Below are 18,131 nucleotides of genomic sequence, written 5' to 3'. Positions count from 1 at the left end.
TGTAGGAAACTTACAGTTCTTTTTTTTGGCAGCACTCCAGTAATAGAGCAATATCCATGGAATAAAATCGGCAGATTAATGGAAGATAGAAATTCATAGTTAGTTTAAAAACCCGCATATTTTTCCTTATTCAAATTTTTAATAGCTATTAAATCTTTATTTACATGTTGTAGCTCGGGCTCTTTTCCACTTCTAGTTTGTAATGCATAATAGAAGTCCTCCTTCAATTGTAACATTCCGTTCATCTCCCATTCACAGAATGAAATTAAAATAAAGTTGTTAATAAGAGATGGGAGGAAAGAAAATGAACATAGCATGGAAAGAATTAAAGAAAAATAAATCAAGGTTTTTCATTTTAGGATCAATTGTATCCTTAATTAGCCTTTTAACATTTATCATATCGGGATTAGCAAATGGGTTATCTCAAGATAACGCATCATTAATAAAGAATTTACCAAATGGTGAATTTTATATGAAGAAAGATGCAGATCAAACATACAGCCTTTCAAAAATCAATCATACTACTCAGGAGAAACTGTTAAAGACAGAAAAAGATGCACTAGCTTTATCTATTCAAATGGGATTTCTAAACGATGTGGATGGGAAACAACGAAGTGTTTCATTTGTTACAGCTACTGATTCGAAGTTTTTTCCAGAAGTTAGTGTAGGAGAGATTATTCTAGACAGTTCTATGAAAGAAAAAGAGATACAAGTTGGAGATAGATTAACGAATAATCAATATAGTGGGGAGTTTATTGTGAAAGGATTTGTGGAGCAAAGTAAATATAGTCATGCCCCAGTTGCTTTTATAAATATTAAAGACTATGAAGAGATATATAAAGTGGCAGAGATGCAATTAATATACATGCCAGAGAAGGTTGTTTCACAAGATGAAACTAATGGTTTACAATCATTCTCAAATAAAGAATTTCTAAATACAATTTCTAGTTATAAAGCAGAACAATTAACTTTAAATATGATTGTTTGGTTTTTAGTGGTAATCAGTGGTATGCTCTTTGCTATCTTTTTCTATATGATGAATGTACAAAAAATAGGATTGTTTGGAATTCTGAAAGCTATAGGTATTAAAACAAGTAGTCTATTTTATATGATGTGGACACAAATGAGCTTTATTACTTTTGTTGCATTGGTAGTATCTATTACTATTAGCCATCTATTAAATGTTTTTGCACCAAAAGGAATGCCATATTATTTATCCATAGAAACCACTGTGATTTTGTCAATCATGTTTCTCTTTATAGGGTTTATGGGAGCTACACTCTCTGGCATTCAAATCAAAAAAGTAGAACCACTACAAGCAATACAAAGAGGAGAAGGGTAATATGGCCATACTAAAATTAGCTAATATAAAAAAGAACTTTATAAATGGGGAAGTAAAAGAAGAAATTTTAAAAGGGATTAATCTTTCTCTCAGAAAAGGAGAAGTTACTGCGTTAAGAGGTGCTTCGGGTTCAGGAAAAAGTACCCTTTTAACGATTGCTGCTGGACTTCAACCTGCTACAAGTGGAAAAATCATATTTGAAGAGCAAAATATTGCTAATATGAGCTCAGAACAGGTTAGAAAAATAAGAGCAAGTAAATTCGGATTTATCTTTCAATTTTCTCATCTTATTCCTTTTTTAACTGCAGAAGAGCAATTAATGCTTATGTTGGAAGTGTCAAAATCAAAACTTACAAAACAACAAAAAAAAATGGAAGTAAATAGATTATTAAATTTAGTGGAGATGGAACATAGAAAATATGCCTATCCACCTTCCTTATCAGGGGGAGAAAAACAACGTATTGCTATTGCACGAGCAATCATCCATAATCCTAAAGTTCTCTTTGCAGATGAACCAACAGCAAGTTTAGACTCAAAAAGATCTAGAGATATTATGAAAATAATTCGTGAAATAACAAAAACATTAAACATTACTACTTTACTTGTTACACACGATGAAGATATGCTTCTATTCGCAGATCAAGTTATAGAAATGAGTGATGGGCAAATCATACAGAGTGAAGATAAACAATTAAATAATGATGTAGTAGACCTAAGTGTTTAAATTTAGGTTTACTTGTGCTTTTGTGATTTGTATAAATGGCTAGGAAAAGACAAAAGACTAAATAACCTAAGATTCAAGGAGATATATGGTATGCCTAATATTTTAATTGTTGATGATGATATAAATATTTTAAAACTTGTAGAAATTCACTTGTCAAAGCAAGGATATATCGTATTATTAGCCAAAGACGGTATGGAAGCACTTAAAATCCTTCAAAAAAAGCAGTGTCAACTAGCGGTTGTGGATGTAATGATGCCTTATCTGGATGGCTATGAACTTACAAAAGAAATAAGAAAAAAATATGATATTCCTGTCATCATTCTAACTGCTAAAAATCAAATGGAAGATAAAGAGCAAGGTTTTCAAGCAGGAACAGATGATTATCTTGTTAAACCTTTTGAACCAAAGGAATTAGCCTTTCGTATAAGGGCGTTGTTGAGAAGATACGATAAGCAACAAGATGATAGTGTTATTCAGATTGGAAATACGATGATTAATAAGAAAAGTTACATGGTTCAAATAGGAGATCGGACTATTATATTGCCTTTAAAGGAATTTGACCTTTTATATTTTTTATTTACGAATCCAATGCAAGTTCTATCTAGGAATCATTTAATAGAACAGGTTTGGGGAGTAGAATATGAAGGGGATGAACGAACAGTAGACGTTCATATCAAAAGATTGAGGGGAAGATTCTCTAATTTAACAGATGATTTTCAGATTAAAACAGTTCGTGGAGTTGGATATTTATTGGAGGCAAGACGTGGATGAGATCACTTTATGTCAAATTTGTTTTTATCACTATTGGCATAATGCTTTTCAGTAGTGTTATTGCCTTTATTTTATCTAATGTCTATTATCATCAAAAGTTAAAGCCTGTTAATGATCAAAAAAACACTAAAATTGCCCAATCAATTGCTTCCTTTATAAAAAATAATCCCGATATGGAACTTAACGATTACTTAGAGAATATCTCGGATGTCGGATATCAAGTCTACATTGTTGATAGAAATGGCACAGAAACTTATTATGGGGCTTCCTTTAGAGACAAAATTCTCTCTACTATATCAATAGAATCGGTGCTAAGCGGAGATATTTATCATGGGATGCTTAACTTTCCAAACAAAACGTTTGTAACTGGATTTTTTGCAAATGAGTTAAAAAATACTATTGGGGTTCCACTTAAATTTGAAGACAAAGATTATGCTTTATTTATAAGGCCAGATATAAAACTACTTTTTAATGAAATGCACTTTTTGTTTGCATGGATCTTAATACTTTCCATTACTTTGAGTATTGTTTTGGTAGTATTCAGTACCAAGTATTTAATAAAGCCAATTGCAAAGCTCACTCACGCAACCAAATTATTAGCAAGTGGCCAATTCCATGTAGATCTATCCGTAACTCGTAAAGATGAATTAGGACAATTAACTGCTAGCTTTTTGAGTATGGCAAAAAAGTTAGAACAAATGGAAGATGTTAGAAGAGAATTTATTTCAAATATATCGCATGATATTCAATCGCCATTGTCAAATATAAAAGGTTATACAAATTTATTGGAAAATAAAACATTATCTGATGATGATAGAAATAAATATATCTCTGTTATTAATGGAGAAATTAAGCGGTTATCTATTTTAACCAAACAATTATTGTTACTGGCATCGTTGGATAGAGATGAAAATATACTGAAGAAGAAGATTTTCAACTTAGGAAGTCAGCTAAGAGAATTAGTATCTCACTACCAATGGTTAATTAATGAAAAAGAAATAATGCTTAGTTACTCTATTCCAGATATAGAAATTTGTGGAGATCCCTCCTTGCTAAATAATGTATGGGACAATTTGTTTTCAAATGCTATCAAATATAATAAACAAAATGGCAGCATAGACATATCAGTTACAGAGAAAGATAAAGTAATTACTGTAACATTTGAAGATACTGGGATAGGTATGAAGCAAAAGGAATTAAAAAGAATTTTCGACCGGTTTTACAGAGCAGATATGGCTCGAACAAGAACTGTTGAAGGAACAGGTTTAGGTTTATCCATTGTTGATAATATAGTGAAACTACATTGCGGACACATAACGGTCAATAGTAAAGAAGGAGAAGGATCCACCTTTATTGTAGTAATACCGTTGTTACATTAAAAATTTAGAATGTTAATCCAATAGGATTAACATTCTATCTTAAGGCTTTGTGAATATTTTCACTAAAATTAACGGGGGCTATAGTTGAATAAGCAAATCCCTAAATAACAAAAACTCGCAGTTTTCGTATGCGAGTTTTCTTGCTATAGCCTTATGGAATAGATAACTAGTTATAACCTTTCGATAAAATAGAAATGAATTGAAAGGAGACTGCAATGAATACTAAATGGAAAGGGAACGCTGGCATTTTAGGTGTTTTTAGCATTATTGCTGTTATTTTCATACAAGTTGGACTGAAGATAATCAGAAACGAACAATCAATGATATAAACAGGATACATGCAGAAGAAACTTTTAATCAGGAAAAAAAGGAATATATCGTGTATTTTTGGCAGGAAACTTGTTTTCTTGTAAAGAAATAGAACAAACGGTATTAGAGTATAGTGATAAGTGTCCCCTTTATATTGTCGATATGGAAAATGATAAGAATAAAGATGCAGTTATGATTGGGAACAGCATCATAAAGAATACGACCAAGTTATTGGTGAAGCTAAAAGTGAAAAAAATAATAAATGAGCATGTGAATATGGATGATTTTTTGTATGATCGTGAAGTTAAGTGGTCAATTGAATTAACAAAGGATGAAAGGATTGTAGCTGTTCATAACACGCCCTTTGGTAATACAAAACCGATTGTGAGTGAAGAAATAGAAATTACAGGTACACCGACTATGATAAATAAAAGTTAAAGAAGGAAGGACGGACGGACGGAAGAATTTAGTGTTGGGACTATCGAAGCTTTAGATTTATTGAAGTGAAAGACTCAGATTTATTACCAATTCTTCCAGTATTTTGGCTATTAAATGAACTTTTCTATTAATTCAATTAATTTTAAATCGATATTGATATACTTTGTTAGAAGCCAAATAAATGGAGGTATATCGATGAAAAAAATGAAAAAACTAATTGTATTAGTTGTATTTATGTTATGTTTAGGGGCTCTAGGGTATATAAAATGATTATCCCGATAATTACTATTGTTGGAGTTTGGGCTACTGCCTTAGGAGTTTTGTTTTTTGGAATTTACTTTTTCTTAAAGTATTTTAGGGTTTTTTGGGAAAAAAGCAATTAATAAGTAACGTAAGCGAAAGAACTTTTGCAGCTATGAACTGCAGTTTAACTAGTAACTGTACCTAATAACCTTAGCAGTCTTTAAACTATTAAGCTCGAAAACTTAATATAAATTCCTGAAAATCGAGTTGTTCATTTAATGATATTTCATTTTTTTTAGATTTCATGTTAGTTGATGAAGAGGGAATGACTGATTTTGTGAGCAGAAAACTAGTGTGAAATTTATCATAATTAGACAAAACAAAGGTAGTATATTCACCATTTTGGTATTTTCATTTCAACTTGGGATTGAAAAGTCAACCTCAGAAAAAAGCTGTTTGCCTAATTGGAAAACGGCTTTTTACGGTACAAAAGGAACGATTAGTTTCCTTGGAGTATGGTTAAAATAGCAACAATCTATGCGAAAACAGACATAAAGAAAGAAGGCTTCTCGTTTGAAGCCTTCTTTGCATCATTCTCACTTATAAGAAATGGCTTCAAGTGTGAGCACATTTTTTGTTTGCAAATATTGTGTGAAAAGCTCAACAGATAAAGGGTGAATGTCGGTTTTAGATAGTACGTAAGAAAAATGACGGTTTATCTGTTTATTTTTAAGGCGAATGGGATGGATTGTTTTCATATGCAGCTCTTTTTGGATCGAATAGTTGGAAACAATGGAAATGCCAATTCCTGCTTCGACCGACTCCTTAATGATTTGCGTGCTCCCAAATGACCGTAAAATCAGCGGGGAAAAAGCGTGTTCTTTAAAGAGCTTGTCAATAACCTCTCTTGTGCCAGAGCCCTCTTCCCGTAATATCCAGGTCTCACCATATAGGCTATCTAAATCAATTGTTCGAAAGCTGGCTAAAGGATGATCAGCACTGACAATTATCACAAGTTCATCTTGTTCAAAAGGAGTTATGTGGAGCTGGGGATGACTTTTGATTTCACCATCAATAATTCCGATATCAAGACTGCCCTCAAGCACTTGATTTATTATTTTGCTTGAATTCTGAATGGTAACTTTCGGTTCAATTAGTTGGTGAACCTTCATAAAGTCAGAAATAAATCTCGGCAGCAAATATTCACCGAAAGTGTAGCTGGATCCAATTAAGAGAGGGCCGCTCACTACTTTTGTCATATCATGTATAAGGCTATCGACCTGTTCGTATTCCTTTAATATTCTCTTGGCATGATAATATAATATTTCACCAGCTCTAGTAAGCCGAACATATTTATTTGTTCTGTCGAAAAACTTCACTTCGTATTTCTTTTCCAATGCCTTAATGGAAAGTGTTACTGCAGATTGTGTAATATGCAGCTCTTCGGCAGCTCTCGTAAAATTCTTTTTTTCCGCTACTGTGACAAACGTCAATAAATGATAATCCAATCCCTTCACACTCTCCTTTATTCCATATATCAACACCCCTATGAGTATATGTTTTAGTTCGCTATTAATAGTAAATAACCCTTCAACTATTCTAAAAATACTGAAAATTTACTATTTTCAAACAGATGGCACAGCCTGTAAATCCAAAAATTTATGTTACTATTTCGAAAACGAAAATAATTTTCTTGTATAAACAAGGAGAAGCCTCTATAATTAATAATGATTCTCATTTGAACTGACAAAAAAATAAAGGAGCATATAATGATAAAGCGTTTTTTCACTTATTATTTACCGCATAAAAAGCTATTCATTCTTGATTTTTCAAGTGCTGTCATTGTGGCGATTCTGGAGCTTGCCTTCCCGATGGCTGTAACTTGGTTCATTGACAAACTCCTTCCTGAAGGAAATTGGAGTACCATTGTTTCTGTGAGCTGCGGCTTATTGGCATTATACTTAGTAAGCACTTATTTACAATACATTGTAAACTATTGGGGACATAAGCTCGGTATAAATATAGAAACAGATATGAGAGCACAGCTTTTCAACCATGTTCAAAGACAAAGCTTTAAATTCTTTGACAACACGAAAACAGGTCATGTCATGAGCAGAATTACGAATGATTTATTTGATATCGGTGAGCTTGCCCATCATGGTCCAGAGGATTTGTTTATTGCGATTATGACATTCGTCGGAGCGTTCTGGATTATGCTGACAATCAATGTCAAGCTTGCATTAATCGTAATATTTATCGTGCCAGTTCTAGTTTGGCTAATTACATACTGTAATAAGAGCATGAATAAAGCTTGGAAGCATATGTACGGTGATATTGCAGATGTTAACGCCCGTGTAGAAGACAGTGTGTCAGGTGTTCGCGTTGTCCAATCCTTTACTAACGAGGAATTCGAAATGGAGCGTTTCTCTGTTAATAATAAACGCTTCAGAAAAGCAAAAATCGTCGCATATAAAGTGATGTCCTTAACATCATCCTCTGTTTACATGTTAATGCGCTTTTTCACGTTAGTAGTATTAGTATATGGTGCATGGCTGACATTTAATGGCGAGCTTACAAACGGTGAGCTTGTAGCATTCATCCTTTACGTCAATATTTTGCAAAAGCCAATTGATAAAATCAGTACATTGCTTGAGCTTTATCCAAAAGGTATGGCTGGTTTCAGACGTTTCTTAGATTTGCTTGATTCGGAACCTGAAATTCAAGATCGCCCAGATGCAGTTGAAATGCCTGCATTGCGCGGTGACATTCAATTTAATGATGTAACATTTGGTTATGATAACCGCACTGTATTGGATCAAATTAGCCTGAACATTAAAGCAGGCGAAACAGTTGCATTTGTTGGTCCTTCTGGTGCAGGAAAAACAACGATTTGTTCACTTGTTCCGAGATTTTATGATATAAACAGCGGTGCCATTAAAATCGACGGTATGGATATTCGCGACATGACGAAGCATTCCTTGCGTTCACAAATCGGGATTGTCCAGCAGGATGTTTTCTTGTTCACAGGTACACTGAAGGAGAATATCGCCTACGGAAAATTGGATGCAACAGATGAAGAAATTCATACAGCTGTTAGGAGAGCTCATTTGGAGGACTTAATCCGCAAGCTTCCAGATGGTTATGAAACACAAATCGGGGAGCGGGGCTTGAAGCTTTCCGGCGGACAGAAGCAAAGACTTGCTATTGCGAGAATGTTTTTGAAAAATCCTCCGATTTTAATATTGGATGAGGCAACTTCTGCATTAGACACAGAAACAGAGCAAATCATTCAAGCATCCTTAAATGAACTTGCGAAAAATCGTACGACGCTTGTTATTGCCCACAGATTGGCAACAATCCGTAATGCTGATCGTATTGTAGTCGTAACAGAGAACGGGATTGAAGAAGAAGGAGGACATGATGAATTGATTGAAAAAGGCGGTATCTTTGCCAATCTCCATCGTGTTCAATATCAACGTTAATTCAAAAGATGCCTAAATTTGGGCATCTTTTTTTTATGAAAAATATCGATTGATATTATTAACCAATATGCGATATATTGGTTATAAGTTAAAATTCGACTGGTATGGAGGTTTGATTATATGCGTCCGATTTTGTTGGGAATTGCCTCAGCCTTTTTTTTCGCCTTTACTTTTGTGTTAAATAAAGCAATGGAGATGAATGGTGGGAGCTGGGTATGGAGTGCGTCACTGCGGTATTTTTTTATGGTCCCATTTTTACTTATACTCGTTCTTGTAAGGGGTAATTTAAAGCCTATTTTAGTAGAGCTACGAAAAAATACAGGTAAATGGGTATTATGGAGCTCTGTTGGATTTGGTGTTTTTTATTCCTTTATTTGTTTTGCTTCAGCCTATGGACCTGGCTGGCTCGTTGCGGGAACGTGGCAGCTGACAATTATTTCAGGAACGTTACTAGCACCGCTGTTTATGGAGAAGATAAACACAAAAGGCGGAGAAGCAATCATGGTGCGAAAGAAAATTCCTTTTAAAAGCTTAAGCTTTTCTTTGTTAATAATTTTCGGCATTGCTTTCATGCAGCTAGAATTTGCAATGAAGCTGTCATTTGGCACGGCAATGCTTTGCCTTCTTCCGATTCTAGTAGCCTCATTCGCTTATCCTTTAGGTAATCGCAAAATGATGGAGATTGCAAATGGACGATTTGATGTTTTCCAGCGGGTACTTGGCATGACAATTGCAAGTCTGCCTTTTTGGATTATTTTGTCCATATATGGCTTCCTTACAGCAGGACCTCCGTCAAGTTCACAAGTTTATCAATCAGGTATTGTAGCCCTGTTTTCTGGAGTTATTGCGACAATCCTCTTTTTTGCGGCAACAGACGCTGCCAAGGATAATATGCAGACACTTGGGGCCGTTGAAGCGACACAGTCCTTTGAAGTACTGTTTGCTTTAATTGGTGAAATGGTGTTTTTATCTGTTGGGCTGCCAAGTGCGATGTCTCTTGTCGGAATAGCCATCGTTATTTTGGGAATGGTGCTTCATAGTATATTTTCCAGAAATATAAAAAAACTAAAATTAGCACAAACTGCCTAATGAGCATTTATTAAGGTTTTGTTAATTATGCTGGGTTTTTTACTTAAGCTGCAGGTAAATGTATACTTATATAGGGAATAAGTATACGAAGAATGTAAAAAAAGAAATGACAGTCATGATTTTGGCTATCTAAGAATCTAAATTTGGAGGACCAACAAAAATGACCAACAAAGCACGAGAAATTAAGCTGATTGCCCTCGATATGGACGGCACATTATTAAACGGAGCTGGAGAAATTCCTGAAGAAAACCGCAAAGCGATTAAAGAGGCTCAAGATGAAGGCATACATGTTGTGCTAAGTACTGGTAGATCTATTGCAACATGTAAGGATCATGCAGAAAGTTTATTTTTAAAAACTTTCCTTGTTACAGTTAACGGCAGTGAAATTTGGGATTGGCAAGGGAATCTTATTGAACGGAATTTGGTTGATGTCGAGCAAATGCGCTGGCTTTGGGAGCTTGCGCAAAAGCATGGAGCAAAAACATGGGCAATTAGCTGTGGTAAAACATGGAAGGATGAAATGCCTGAGGACCTTGATAAACTGGAGTGGTTGAAATTTGGTTATCAAATTGAAGATGACACAATCCGCAATAATGTTTTAAAGGAGCTTCAGGAAAGAGGCGTTTTTGAAATAAGCAATTCCTCTCTTGTTAATATTGAAGTAAATGCATTTGGTATCAATAAAGCGCGTGGCTTAAAAACCGTTTGCGAGCGACTTGGCGTAACGATGGATGAAGTGATGGCTTGCGGAGACAGCTTGAATGATATCAGCATGATTAAAGAAGCCGGTATAGGTGTTGCAATGGGCAATGCACAGGATATCGTCAAGGAAACAGCTGATGTGACGACAAAAACGAATGACGAAAATGGTGTGGCATACGCAATCCGTACTTGGGCTTTGAAAAAGGCGAAAGAGCCAGCCTTGAAAAAATAGTATTGAAACAAAAAAAATAACTGCTATAATAAATAAAAAAAGAAGAACCGAACGAAGAGAAAGAACTAGTATGCGATAACCATCCGTAAAAGAGAGTGGAGCTTATAAGCTGAAAGGCTCCATGACGACATGCCGCAGAACCTGCCTTTCGAGTCCTATAAAAATAGGCGTTTTATCTGGCGTTATCAGACAAAGTGGGATAATTGAGTCTAATAGCTCTTATCCAATTAAGGTGGTACCACGGAAAGCTCTTTTCGTCCTTTTTACAGGATGAAAGGAGCTTTTTTTTATTTGTCTTAGGTATAAGGTGATAAAGATTAGTTGGAATTGTGATAGGTTGGAGGGAATCGATGTGGACAGAAAAAGAATCGTAATAAAAATCGGCAGTAGCTCCCTGACAAATTCAAAAGGGGAAATCGATCAGGATAAATTAAAGGATCATATAGCAAGCATTGCAGCCTTAAAGGAAAAGGGGAAAGAAGTTGTGCTCGTTTCTTCTGGTGCTGTTGCAGCTGGCTTCAAGCAGCTTGGCTACCCGTCCCGTCCTGTCACATTAAAAGGCAAACAGGCAGCAGCAGCAGTTGGGCAGGGGCTCCTTATTCAAAGCTATACAGAGCGTTTTCGAGAATACGGCATAGTACCAGCTCAAATATTGCTAACAAGAAATGACTTCAGTAAAAAGGAACGCTATCGGAACGCTTATTCCACATTATCTGAGCTTTTGGAACGAGGAATTCTCCCAATTATCAATGAAAATGACACAGTGTCAGTCGAAGAGCTGACATTTGGTGACAATGATATGCTGTCTGCATTAGTTAGCGGTCTTATTCACGCAGAACAATTAATTATCCTTACAGACATTAATGGGTTATATGACAGCAATCCAAAGGAAAATCCAGATGCGAAGCGCTATGATTTTATTGAAAAAGTAACAGCTGAATTTCTTGAAGGTGCGAAAGGGAGCGGCTCGAAGGTAGGAACAGGCGGTATGAAGTCGAAGCTGATTGCTGCAGAAACCGCGTTAAGCCTTGGTGTACCAGTATTTATCGGCAACGGCAGCGGCGCAGATAAGCTCCTTTCCATTTTAGAAGGAAAAGGGGACGGTACTTATATCGGTTCAGAAGGGTTAAGTGCGATAACAAACAATAGACAGTGGATTGCGCTGCATTCAACGGTTGAAGGAAAAGTGTTTGTCGATGAAGGGGCAGAAAATGCCTTGCTGCAAAAAGGCAGCAGCCTGCTTCCAGCTGGTATTTATAAAATTGAAGGAATTTTCGAAAAAGGAAATGTTGTCGAGGTTTTTGGGACATCAGGCCTTATAGGGAAAGGCGAGGTTCAATATGGGTCCAATGACCTTAATGAACTTCTCGGAGTGAAAGGAAGAAAGCAAGCAGGTGAACAGCTGCAGGAAGTGATTCATCGCAATAGCTGGGTGAAAATATAAAGGGGGTTCTACAGGTGGGAGAGGTTCAAGCAAAAGGTAAATTGGCACAAGACGCAAGCAGACAATTATGGAAATTGACGACAAAGGATAAAAATAACGCATTAGCACTCATCGCAGACCAGCTACTTTCAGATCAAGCCGCTATTATTGAACAAAATAAACTAGACTTAGTTAATGGAGAAAAGGCGGGCTTATCAGCTTCTGTATTAGACAGAATCATGCTTAATGAAAAAAGAATCGCAGACATGGCAATGGCAATAAGACAGCTGATTGAACTTCAAGACCCAATTGGTGCCACATTAGAAGAAATCAAAAAAGACAATGGCCTGCTTATCTTAAAAAAGACCGTGCCAATCGGCGTGATGGGCATGATTTATGAGGCACGGCCAAATGTGACAATCGATGCGGCGACATTATCCATTAAGACAGGCAATGCTATTATTCTTAGAGGAAGCTCATCTGCAGCAAGCTCCAATATGGCTCTTGTGCGTTCCATTCATGAAGCATTAAAAAAATCAGCTCTCCCTGTTGATGCCGTTCAGCTGATTGAGGATACAAGCAGAGAAACGGCAAAAGAGCTGTTTCACTTAACAGAGTATTTGGATGTTCTTATTCCAAGAGGCGGCAAAAACTTGATTGATACCGTTGTGAAAGAAGCTTCTGTACCAGTAATTGAGACAGGTGCTGGCAACTGCCACCTATTTATAGATGAAAGTGCTGATAAAGAAATGGCACTTAATATAAGTCTTAATGGTAAAACACAGCGCCCATCTGTCTGCAATGCACTGGAAACAATCTTAATTCATAAAAATTGGTATGAGAAATTTGGGCAGGAGCTACTGCAGGCATTAACGGCGCAAGGAGTAGAAATATACGGAGACGAAACAGTCACAACTGATTTTGCTTCCTCTCATGCTGCAACAGAAGAGGATTGGTACACAGAATACTCCGCCTTAAAGATTAGTGTTAAAGTCGTAGAAGATATAAACGAAGCAATTACACATATAAATAAGTATGGCACAAGGCACTCAGAAGCAATTCTGACAGAGGTAACAGAAAATGCAGAAGCATTTTTATTGAGTGTCGATGCTGCCGCTGTTTACCATAATGCGAGCACCCGTTTTACTGACGGCTTTGAGTTCGGCTATGGTGCTGAAATCGGCATAAGCACCCAAAAGCTGCATGCACGAGGACCAATGGGGTTAAATGCTCTGACATCGTCCAAATACTATATTTATGGAAATGGACAAATCAGAAAGTAAGCTGCAGCGTTTTGATAAGATTGTAATTTAATAGATAGGAAGCGAAAACAAATGCAGTTTGTTACGGTACTATTACCGATATTCTTTATATTTGCTGTCGGATTTGTAGGCGAGAAAGTTCTTCATATTAATACGAAGGCGATAACGACGATGACCGTTTACTTGATGACACCATTATTGTCCTTTAGTGTTTTCTATGAAACTACTTTTGACATGGACTATTTAATGATGGCAATATATGCATTAGCCCTTGTATTCGGCATTATTGGAATTATTTATATTGTGGCTATCATTAGAGGGTATGATGTCAAGAAAACATGCGGAATGATTCTGTCATCTGCCTTTATGAATAATGGCAACTACGGCACACCACTTGTCTTGTTTGCATTCGGACAGCCCGCCCTTCATTATGCGGTCATCCTGATGGTCATCCAACAGCTGATAATGGCAACAATAGGTGTCTATTATGCAGCAAAAGGATCTGCAGACGGTGAAGCAGCAAACGAAACATGGAAGAAGGTTTTGAAGGTTCCGATCATGTATGGTGCGATGCTAGGGACGCTCTTTCACTTTTTGCATATCCCATTGTCCAACACGATGCTTGATGCTATCAAGATGGTAGGAGACGCTGCCATACCAACAGTCATGCTCGTATTAGGAATGACTTTAGCCAAAATAACCGTCAAAAAAATTCAAGTAAAACCATTATCCATTGCGTTAACCTTAAGACTTATCATCTCCCCGCTCATCGCATGGGGGATGACCTTCATACTGCCTGTCGATGATATGCTGAAACAAGTAATGATCGTACTTGCAGCAATGCCATCTGCCGCCAACACGACAATGTATGCCCTGCAATACGGAACAGAGCCAGACTTTGTTTCCACCGCCACGCTATTTAGTACATTAGCGAGTATCATTACATTGCCGATTGTGTTGTTTATTGTGTGAGATGTTGTAATGTTTAATTAGAAGCCCTAATCGCCATTAGATTCGATTAGGGTTTTTATTAGGCTAAATGTAAGGTTTTTAAGTCAGAAAAAACAGCCTAAGCCATCCACTTAAACTGTTGAATCACAAAAATCTTCTCTCAATGAATCGCATGCTTAAATTTCCCGCCATGCGCCTCTTGTGTATCCATAATCGTAATAAAAGCATTTGGATCAATTTCCAGCACAATGCTTTTGAACTTGGCAATTTCGAGCCGGGTGAACACGACATAAAGCACTTCTTTTTCCTGATCAAGATAGCCGCCTTTGCCTTTTAATTTTGTGACACCTCTGCCAAGACGGTCTGACAGTGCTTCTGCGATCTCTTCGTATTCGTTTGTGATTACCATGGCTGCTTTTGTATCATCAAAGCCTTGCATAACAGCATCAATGGCTTTGCTTGCGATATAGTAGGTGAGAATCGAGAACATGGCCTGTTCCCATTCCAGTACGAATCCTGCCCATGTGAACACAAAGACATTTAGAAACATAACGAATTCCCCGACGGAAAAGGGGATTTTTTTTGACAACAGAATGCCAAGTATTTCTGTTCCATCCAAGGCACCTGAATTGCGGATAACAAGTCCAACTCCTGCACCAAGCAGCAAACCTCCAAAAACAGTCGCAAGAAGAGGCTGCCTTGTAAATGGTTCAACATGGTGTAAGGAGGATTCAACAACAGCAAGCATGATAATCGCAAACAAGGAGGAGATGCAAAAATTCTTGCCGATGTATTTATAGCCTGCAAACAAAAAAGGGATGTTGATAATCAGCACCAAAATTCCAAAACTGAAATCAGTCATATAGTTAATAATCAAGGAAATGCCAATAATGCCTCCATCTATGATTGTATTTGGCACAAGGAATAATTCAATGGCAACAGCAGCGAGACTTGCGCCAATCATCAGCATAATATAACGGATAATAAAATGGATTTTGGCTTCCTTTTTATGCTTTTTTCCCATCTTACACACCCTTTCTAAAACGATGGAATACTTCGCTTTAAATGAACATGGTTTATGATGCCAATAAAACAGAAAAATATTCCAGCAGGATATAACTCTTTCTTAACACCACTGCTTTTTACATCTTTTTAACATGAAATGCGTTGCAACTTACCAAGGAAAGAGATAGAATATCAGTACTATATAATTCTAGGTAGGTGAAAACATGTTTAATCGGGAGCTTGTTAAGGGAAGTACTTCCTTAATTCTTTTGCAGCTATTAGCCGAAAAAGAAATGTATGGCTATGAATTGGTGAAGGAGATGGAAAGCCGCAGTGACTATTCTCTGCAGGTAAAGGAAGGCACATTATATCCAGCACTACATAAATTAGAAAAGCAAGTATATGTGGAATCATTTTGGAAGGATTCTGAAAAAGGCCCTGCACGTAAATATTATCGTATAACTTCAACAGGTCTTGAGATACTTGAGCAAAAAACAAAGGAATGGAAAAGCTTTGTCCAAACGATAGATAAGGTGATCGGGAGAAAAGGAATATGATTTCTAGTAAACAAGAGTATCTGGATATCCTCCGCACTTGTTTAAAAAATCACGATCAAGTGGAGGATATCTTGCTTGAATATGAACAGCATCTGATAGATTTGTTAGATGAGGTATGCAATTGTCCGTGCAAGACTGAAAAAGAAGCAATGCATGTAGTTATAGAAAGGCTTGGCACACCAGCGGAAATGGCGGCACTGTACGAGGAAGAGCGGACAGTGACACCTGCCAGGACAAAGTGGATTTTCTTTTTCGTTAACTTTTTCTTTTTTGCTGCAGGAATAATCTTAACCGTTTTTTATCATTCCTTATCAAGCCCTACAGTAAAGCAACTATGGTTTTTTCTAACGAGTATTCCGTTTTTTCTGATTTTTCTGTACCTGTTTTATTGGCTGTTGCTTGGGTATGAAGTTGGCAAGGAGTTTGGACTTGGCGGCAAAAAACTGCTGAAAAGAACCTTTTACATCGCACTTGCGCCAAATCTGTTCTTAATGGTAATGGTCGTTTTTCGCATCATTCCTGCGTCCGTGTTTGCGCCACTATTAACAGGCGAGTTTACAGTAATTTGCATCATAAGCACGATTCTTTTATATCCGATTTCGATATTGGGTTTCCGGTATGGCGCAACTAAATCGATTTAATTAACATGAATGACAGCTCTGCACTCCAATACGGAGAAGCAGAGTTTTTTTAGCGAAAAAACAGATAGTTAATTCGGTATGTCTCCTATTCATTTTCTCATTTTGTGTCTTCTATCCACTCATAATATTTTTCAGAAAGCGGGCGAATACGTTCAGCATCCAATGCGATTACTTCACAACCGCGGTCATCATATACAAAGAATATAATGTCCTTCGTGATGTTCACAAAAAATACATCTGGATATCCAGCGGCATACCCTCCCAATTTTGGATATAACGGAAAATCTTCATTGCTGACTGCTTTCAGTAATTCCTTCACACGTATATCTCCTCGCTTACACAATAAGGAAAACTGTTGCATTTCGTATTCATTTGCTTCCTCTATTTCAAATGGATAAGCAGAGGTCTTAACTTGAATTTTATGTAAAAGAGATTTCCTTTTTAGAAATCGCTTATATACCCTTAATTTTTTTGTTCTTTTCTCATATGCTTTATGTTTATAAACATTTGTGACAAGGAATAAGTCATCGTTTTCGTCTAATAGTTCATCAAAAATAAGAGAAATTTGTTTATACACTAGCTCAAATCTCTTGGGGTTAAGTTTATCATCATCTGTAAATTGATAAATATTATTCCCGAGACTAAAGTGGACTCCAATATCCCATTGATAATAAATACTTGGAATCAATTCGACAGCAGGAAAGCTTGCCTGTAAATAATTGATTAACTTCATAAAAATTTTTCACTTCCTGTTACAGTTTTTAGCAAAGCAGCACTATGCTTATGGTTTTTCCTTCTGTTTTAAATACTGCTGCCATTTTAGCATGAAGAGAAGTGCAGTTGTATAATAAATAGTAAGAGAAATTGTTTTGCCCCGTATCTTTTTTGCTAGCTGAAACGTTCTAAGTATGAAAACCAAAAGGAAGGGGAGGGATAAAGTTGAGCAATCAGCCGTTGGGAAATGCCAACAGTCTTCATAAGCATTACGAAAGCTTGAGTAAATACTGTCAATATCTCTCAATGACTAAATGGGAAAAGGAAGATATCATTCATGACACCTTTTTAAAGGCAATGGAATCCTATCGAGACAGTGAAATAACGGCAGCACTATTAAAGAAAATGGTTCATAACCGCTGGGTTGATACACTTCGTAAAAGCAAGCAGGAAAAAGCGCACCTGTATGCAGCAGAAGATGTGCAGGCAGATCGTTCTTGTGATTGGATGATTGTAGCAGAGCATTTGGCGGAATCGCTGACAAAAAAGCAAGCAGCTGTTTTCTTGTTGGTTGAAGGCTTTGGTTATCGTATTAAAGAAGCGGCTGACGCATTGAAAATGACGGAAACAGGAATAAAGGCAATGCTGTTTAGAGCAAGAAACCAACTGCATAAACAGCAGAACGATACAAAAGACACTTCAGGCATAAGTGATGCAAGCAGACTATACTATCAAACGCTAAAGCAGCAAAATCCAGCACTGCTGATAAACGAAATTCTGTCTGCGCAAGTCCTTTATCCAACTAATGTAAGAACAAACCATAAACGGCAAAGCACGGGACCAATTATGCAGCTAGCAGCATAATTA

Annotated in this window: 17 protein-coding genes and 1 other annotated feature; of the genes, 14 read left to right on the top strand and 3 right to left on the bottom strand. The window is 36.7% G+C overall.

Annotation, left to right across the window (positions count from 1 at the left end; translation table 11 throughout):
• Positions 1 to 304 precede the first annotated feature (304 nt).
• The 5 genes from EM808_RS25550 (at position 305) to EM808_RS25530 (ending at position 4,963) form a co-directional block, all read left to right on the top strand.
• Entirely contained in the window at positions 305 to 1,342 is a 1,038-nt protein-coding gene (locus tag EM808_RS25550) for an ABC transporter permease (protein ID WP_127742201.1), read from the top strand.
• 1 nt (position 1,343) lies between these two features.
• Positions 1,344 to 2,066, top strand: a complete 723-nt coding sequence (locus EM808_RS25545; protein ID WP_127742199.1) for an ABC transporter ATP-binding protein — start codon at positions 1,344 to 1,346, stop codon at positions 2,064 to 2,066.
• Positions 2,067 to 2,156: 90 nt separating this feature from the next.
• A complete protein-coding gene (locus EM808_RS25540; protein WP_127742197.1) occupies positions 2,157 to 2,837 on the top strand; it encodes a response regulator transcription factor in 681 nt (226 codons plus the stop codon).
• Entirely contained in the window at positions 2,834 to 4,216 is a 1,383-nt protein-coding gene (locus EM808_RS25535) for a sensor histidine kinase (RefSeq protein ID WP_127742194.1), read from the top strand. Before EM808_RS25540 ends, EM808_RS25535 begins: the two co-directional genes overlap by 4 nt.
• A 399-nt stretch (positions 4,217 to 4,615) precedes the next feature.
• Positions 4,616 to 4,963, top strand: coding sequence for a hypothetical protein (locus EM808_RS25530; RefSeq protein ID WP_127742192.1), 348 nt, complete (start codon positions 4,616 to 4,618; stop codon positions 4,961 to 4,963).
• 839 nt (positions 4,964 to 5,802) lie between these two features.
• Here the strand turns inward: EM808_RS25530 and EM808_RS25525 are convergent.
• Entirely contained in the window at positions 5,803 to 6,714 is a 912-nt protein-coding gene (locus EM808_RS25525) for a LysR family transcriptional regulator (RefSeq protein ID WP_127742190.1), read from the bottom strand.
• A 261-nt stretch (positions 6,715 to 6,975) separates the two neighbouring features.
• On the opposite strand from EM808_RS25525, the gene EM808_RS25520 reads away from it, so the two are divergent.
• The 6 genes from EM808_RS25520 (at position 6,976) to EM808_RS25495 (ending at position 14,368) form a co-directional block, all read left to right on the top strand.
• The gene (locus EM808_RS25520; RefSeq protein WP_127742188.1) at positions 6,976 to 8,688 is read left to right on the top strand and encodes an ABC transporter ATP-binding protein; all 1,713 of its coding nucleotides are present in this window, start codon (positions 6,976 to 6,978) and stop codon (positions 8,686 to 8,688) included.
• A gap of 120 nt (positions 8,689 to 8,808) precedes the next feature.
• Positions 8,809 to 9,777 (top strand): DMT family transporter, encoded by a 969-nt coding sequence (locus EM808_RS25515; RefSeq protein WP_127742186.1) that lies wholly within the window; start codon positions 8,809 to 8,811, stop codon positions 9,775 to 9,777.
• Positions 9,778 to 9,937: 160 nt separating this feature from the next.
• Positions 9,938 to 10,711, top strand: a complete 774-nt coding sequence (locus EM808_RS25510) for a Cof-type HAD-IIB family hydrolase (protein WP_127742184.1) — start codon at positions 9,938 to 9,940, stop codon at positions 10,709 to 10,711.
• A 45-nt stretch (positions 10,712 to 10,756) separates the two neighbouring features.
• Positions 10,757 to 10,976, top strand: a binding site (T-box leader).
• A gap of 87 nt (positions 10,977 to 11,063) precedes the next feature.
• Positions 11,064 to 12,155 carry a glutamate 5-kinase gene (gene proB, locus EM808_RS25505; RefSeq protein WP_127742182.1) on the top strand — a complete coding sequence of 364 codons (1,092 nt, stop codon included), beginning with the start codon at positions 11,064 to 11,066 and terminating at the stop codon, positions 12,153 to 12,155.
• Between the two features lie 14 nt (positions 12,156 to 12,169).
• Positions 12,170 to 13,417, top strand: coding sequence for a glutamate-5-semialdehyde dehydrogenase (locus tag EM808_RS25500; RefSeq protein WP_127742180.1), 1,248 nt, complete (start codon positions 12,170 to 12,172; stop codon positions 13,415 to 13,417).
• A gap of 51 nt (positions 13,418 to 13,468) precedes the next feature.
• Positions 13,469 to 14,368, top strand: coding sequence for an AEC family transporter (locus tag EM808_RS25495; protein ID WP_127742178.1), 900 nt, complete (start codon positions 13,469 to 13,471; stop codon positions 14,366 to 14,368).
• Positions 14,369 to 14,507: 139 nt separating this feature from the next.
• Here the strand turns inward: EM808_RS25495 and EM808_RS25490 are convergent, their stop codons facing one another.
• Positions 14,508 to 15,371: a YitT family protein gene (locus EM808_RS25490; RefSeq protein WP_127742176.1), complete on the bottom strand. Its 864-nt coding sequence runs from the start codon at positions 15,369 to 15,371 to the stop codon at positions 14,508 to 14,510.
• Between the two features lie 205 nt (positions 15,372 to 15,576).
• Here EM808_RS25490 and EM808_RS25485 point away from each other — a divergent pair, with 205 nt between their 5' ends.
• A complete protein-coding gene (locus EM808_RS25485) occupies positions 15,577 to 15,909 on the top strand; it encodes a PadR family transcriptional regulator (RefSeq protein ID WP_127742174.1) in 333 nt (110 codons plus the stop codon).
• Positions 15,906 to 16,550, top strand: a complete 645-nt coding sequence (locus EM808_RS25480) for an HAAS signaling domain-containing protein (protein ID WP_127742172.1) — start codon at positions 15,906 to 15,908, stop codon at positions 16,548 to 16,550. Before EM808_RS25485 ends, EM808_RS25480 begins: the two co-directional genes overlap by 4 nt.
• A gap of 97 nt (positions 16,551 to 16,647) precedes the next feature.
• On the opposite strand, the gene EM808_RS25475 is transcribed toward EM808_RS25480, so the two are convergent.
• Positions 16,648 to 17,283, bottom strand: coding sequence for a DUF3885 domain-containing protein (locus tag EM808_RS25475; protein WP_127742170.1), 636 nt, complete (start codon positions 17,281 to 17,283; stop codon positions 16,648 to 16,650).
• 206 nt (positions 17,284 to 17,489) lie between these two features.
• Here EM808_RS25475 and EM808_RS25470 point away from each other — a divergent pair, with 206 nt between their 5' ends.
• On the top strand, positions 17,490 to 18,128 hold the full coding sequence (locus EM808_RS25470) for a sigma factor-like helix-turn-helix DNA-binding protein (protein WP_127742168.1): 639 nt from the start codon (positions 17,490 to 17,492) through the stop codon (positions 18,126 to 18,128).
• Positions 18,129 to 18,131 lie beyond the last annotated feature (3 nt).

Source organism: Niallia taxi, from assembly GCF_004005475.1.
GTDB lineage: Bacteria > Bacillota > Bacilli > Bacillales > Cytobacillaceae > Niallia > Niallia taxi.
This window is presented reverse-complemented; position numbering and strand designations above follow the sequence as displayed.

What these genes read in the sequence shown, in the direction of transcription:
- EM808_RS25535 (WP_127742194.1), top strand. Translation starts at nt 2,834, where the DNA reads ATGAGATCACTTTATGTCAAATTTGTTTTTATCACTATTGGCATAATG.
- EM808_RS25545 (WP_127742199.1), top strand. Translation starts at nt 1,344, where the DNA reads ATGGCCATACTAAAATTAGCTAATATAAAAAAGAACTTTATAAATGGG.
- EM808_RS25495 (WP_127742178.1), top strand. Translation starts at nt 13,469, where the DNA reads ATGCAGTTTGTTACGGTACTATTACCGATATTCTTTATATTTGCTGTC.
- EM808_RS25515 (WP_127742186.1), top strand. Translation starts at nt 8,809, where the DNA reads ATGCGTCCGATTTTGTTGGGAATTGCCTCAGCCTTTTTTTTCGCCTTT.
- EM808_RS25490 (WP_127742176.1), bottom strand. Translation starts at nt 15,371, where the DNA reads ATGGGAAAAAAGCATAAAAAGGAAGCCAAAATCCATTTTATTATCCGT.
- EM808_RS25485 (WP_127742174.1), top strand. Translation starts at nt 15,577, where the DNA reads ATGTTTAATCGGGAGCTTGTTAAGGGAAGTACTTCCTTAATTCTTTTG.
- EM808_RS25550 (WP_127742201.1), top strand. Translation starts at nt 305, where the DNA reads ATGAACATAGCATGGAAAGAATTAAAGAAAAATAAATCAAGGTTTTTC.
- EM808_RS25510 (WP_127742184.1), top strand. Translation starts at nt 9,938, where the DNA reads ATGACCAACAAAGCACGAGAAATTAAGCTGATTGCCCTCGATATGGAC.
- EM808_RS25520 (WP_127742188.1), top strand. Translation starts at nt 6,976, where the DNA reads ATGATAAAGCGTTTTTTCACTTATTATTTACCGCATAAAAAGCTATTC.
- EM808_RS25475 (WP_127742170.1), bottom strand. Translation starts at nt 17,283, where the DNA reads ATGAAGTTAATCAATTATTTACAGGCAAGCTTTCCTGCTGTCGAATTG.
- EM808_RS25480 (WP_127742172.1), top strand. Translation starts at nt 15,906, where the DNA reads ATGATTTCTAGTAAACAAGAGTATCTGGATATCCTCCGCACTTGTTTA.
- EM808_RS25540 (WP_127742197.1), top strand. Translation starts at nt 2,157, where the DNA reads ATGCCTAATATTTTAATTGTTGATGATGATATAAATATTTTAAAACTT.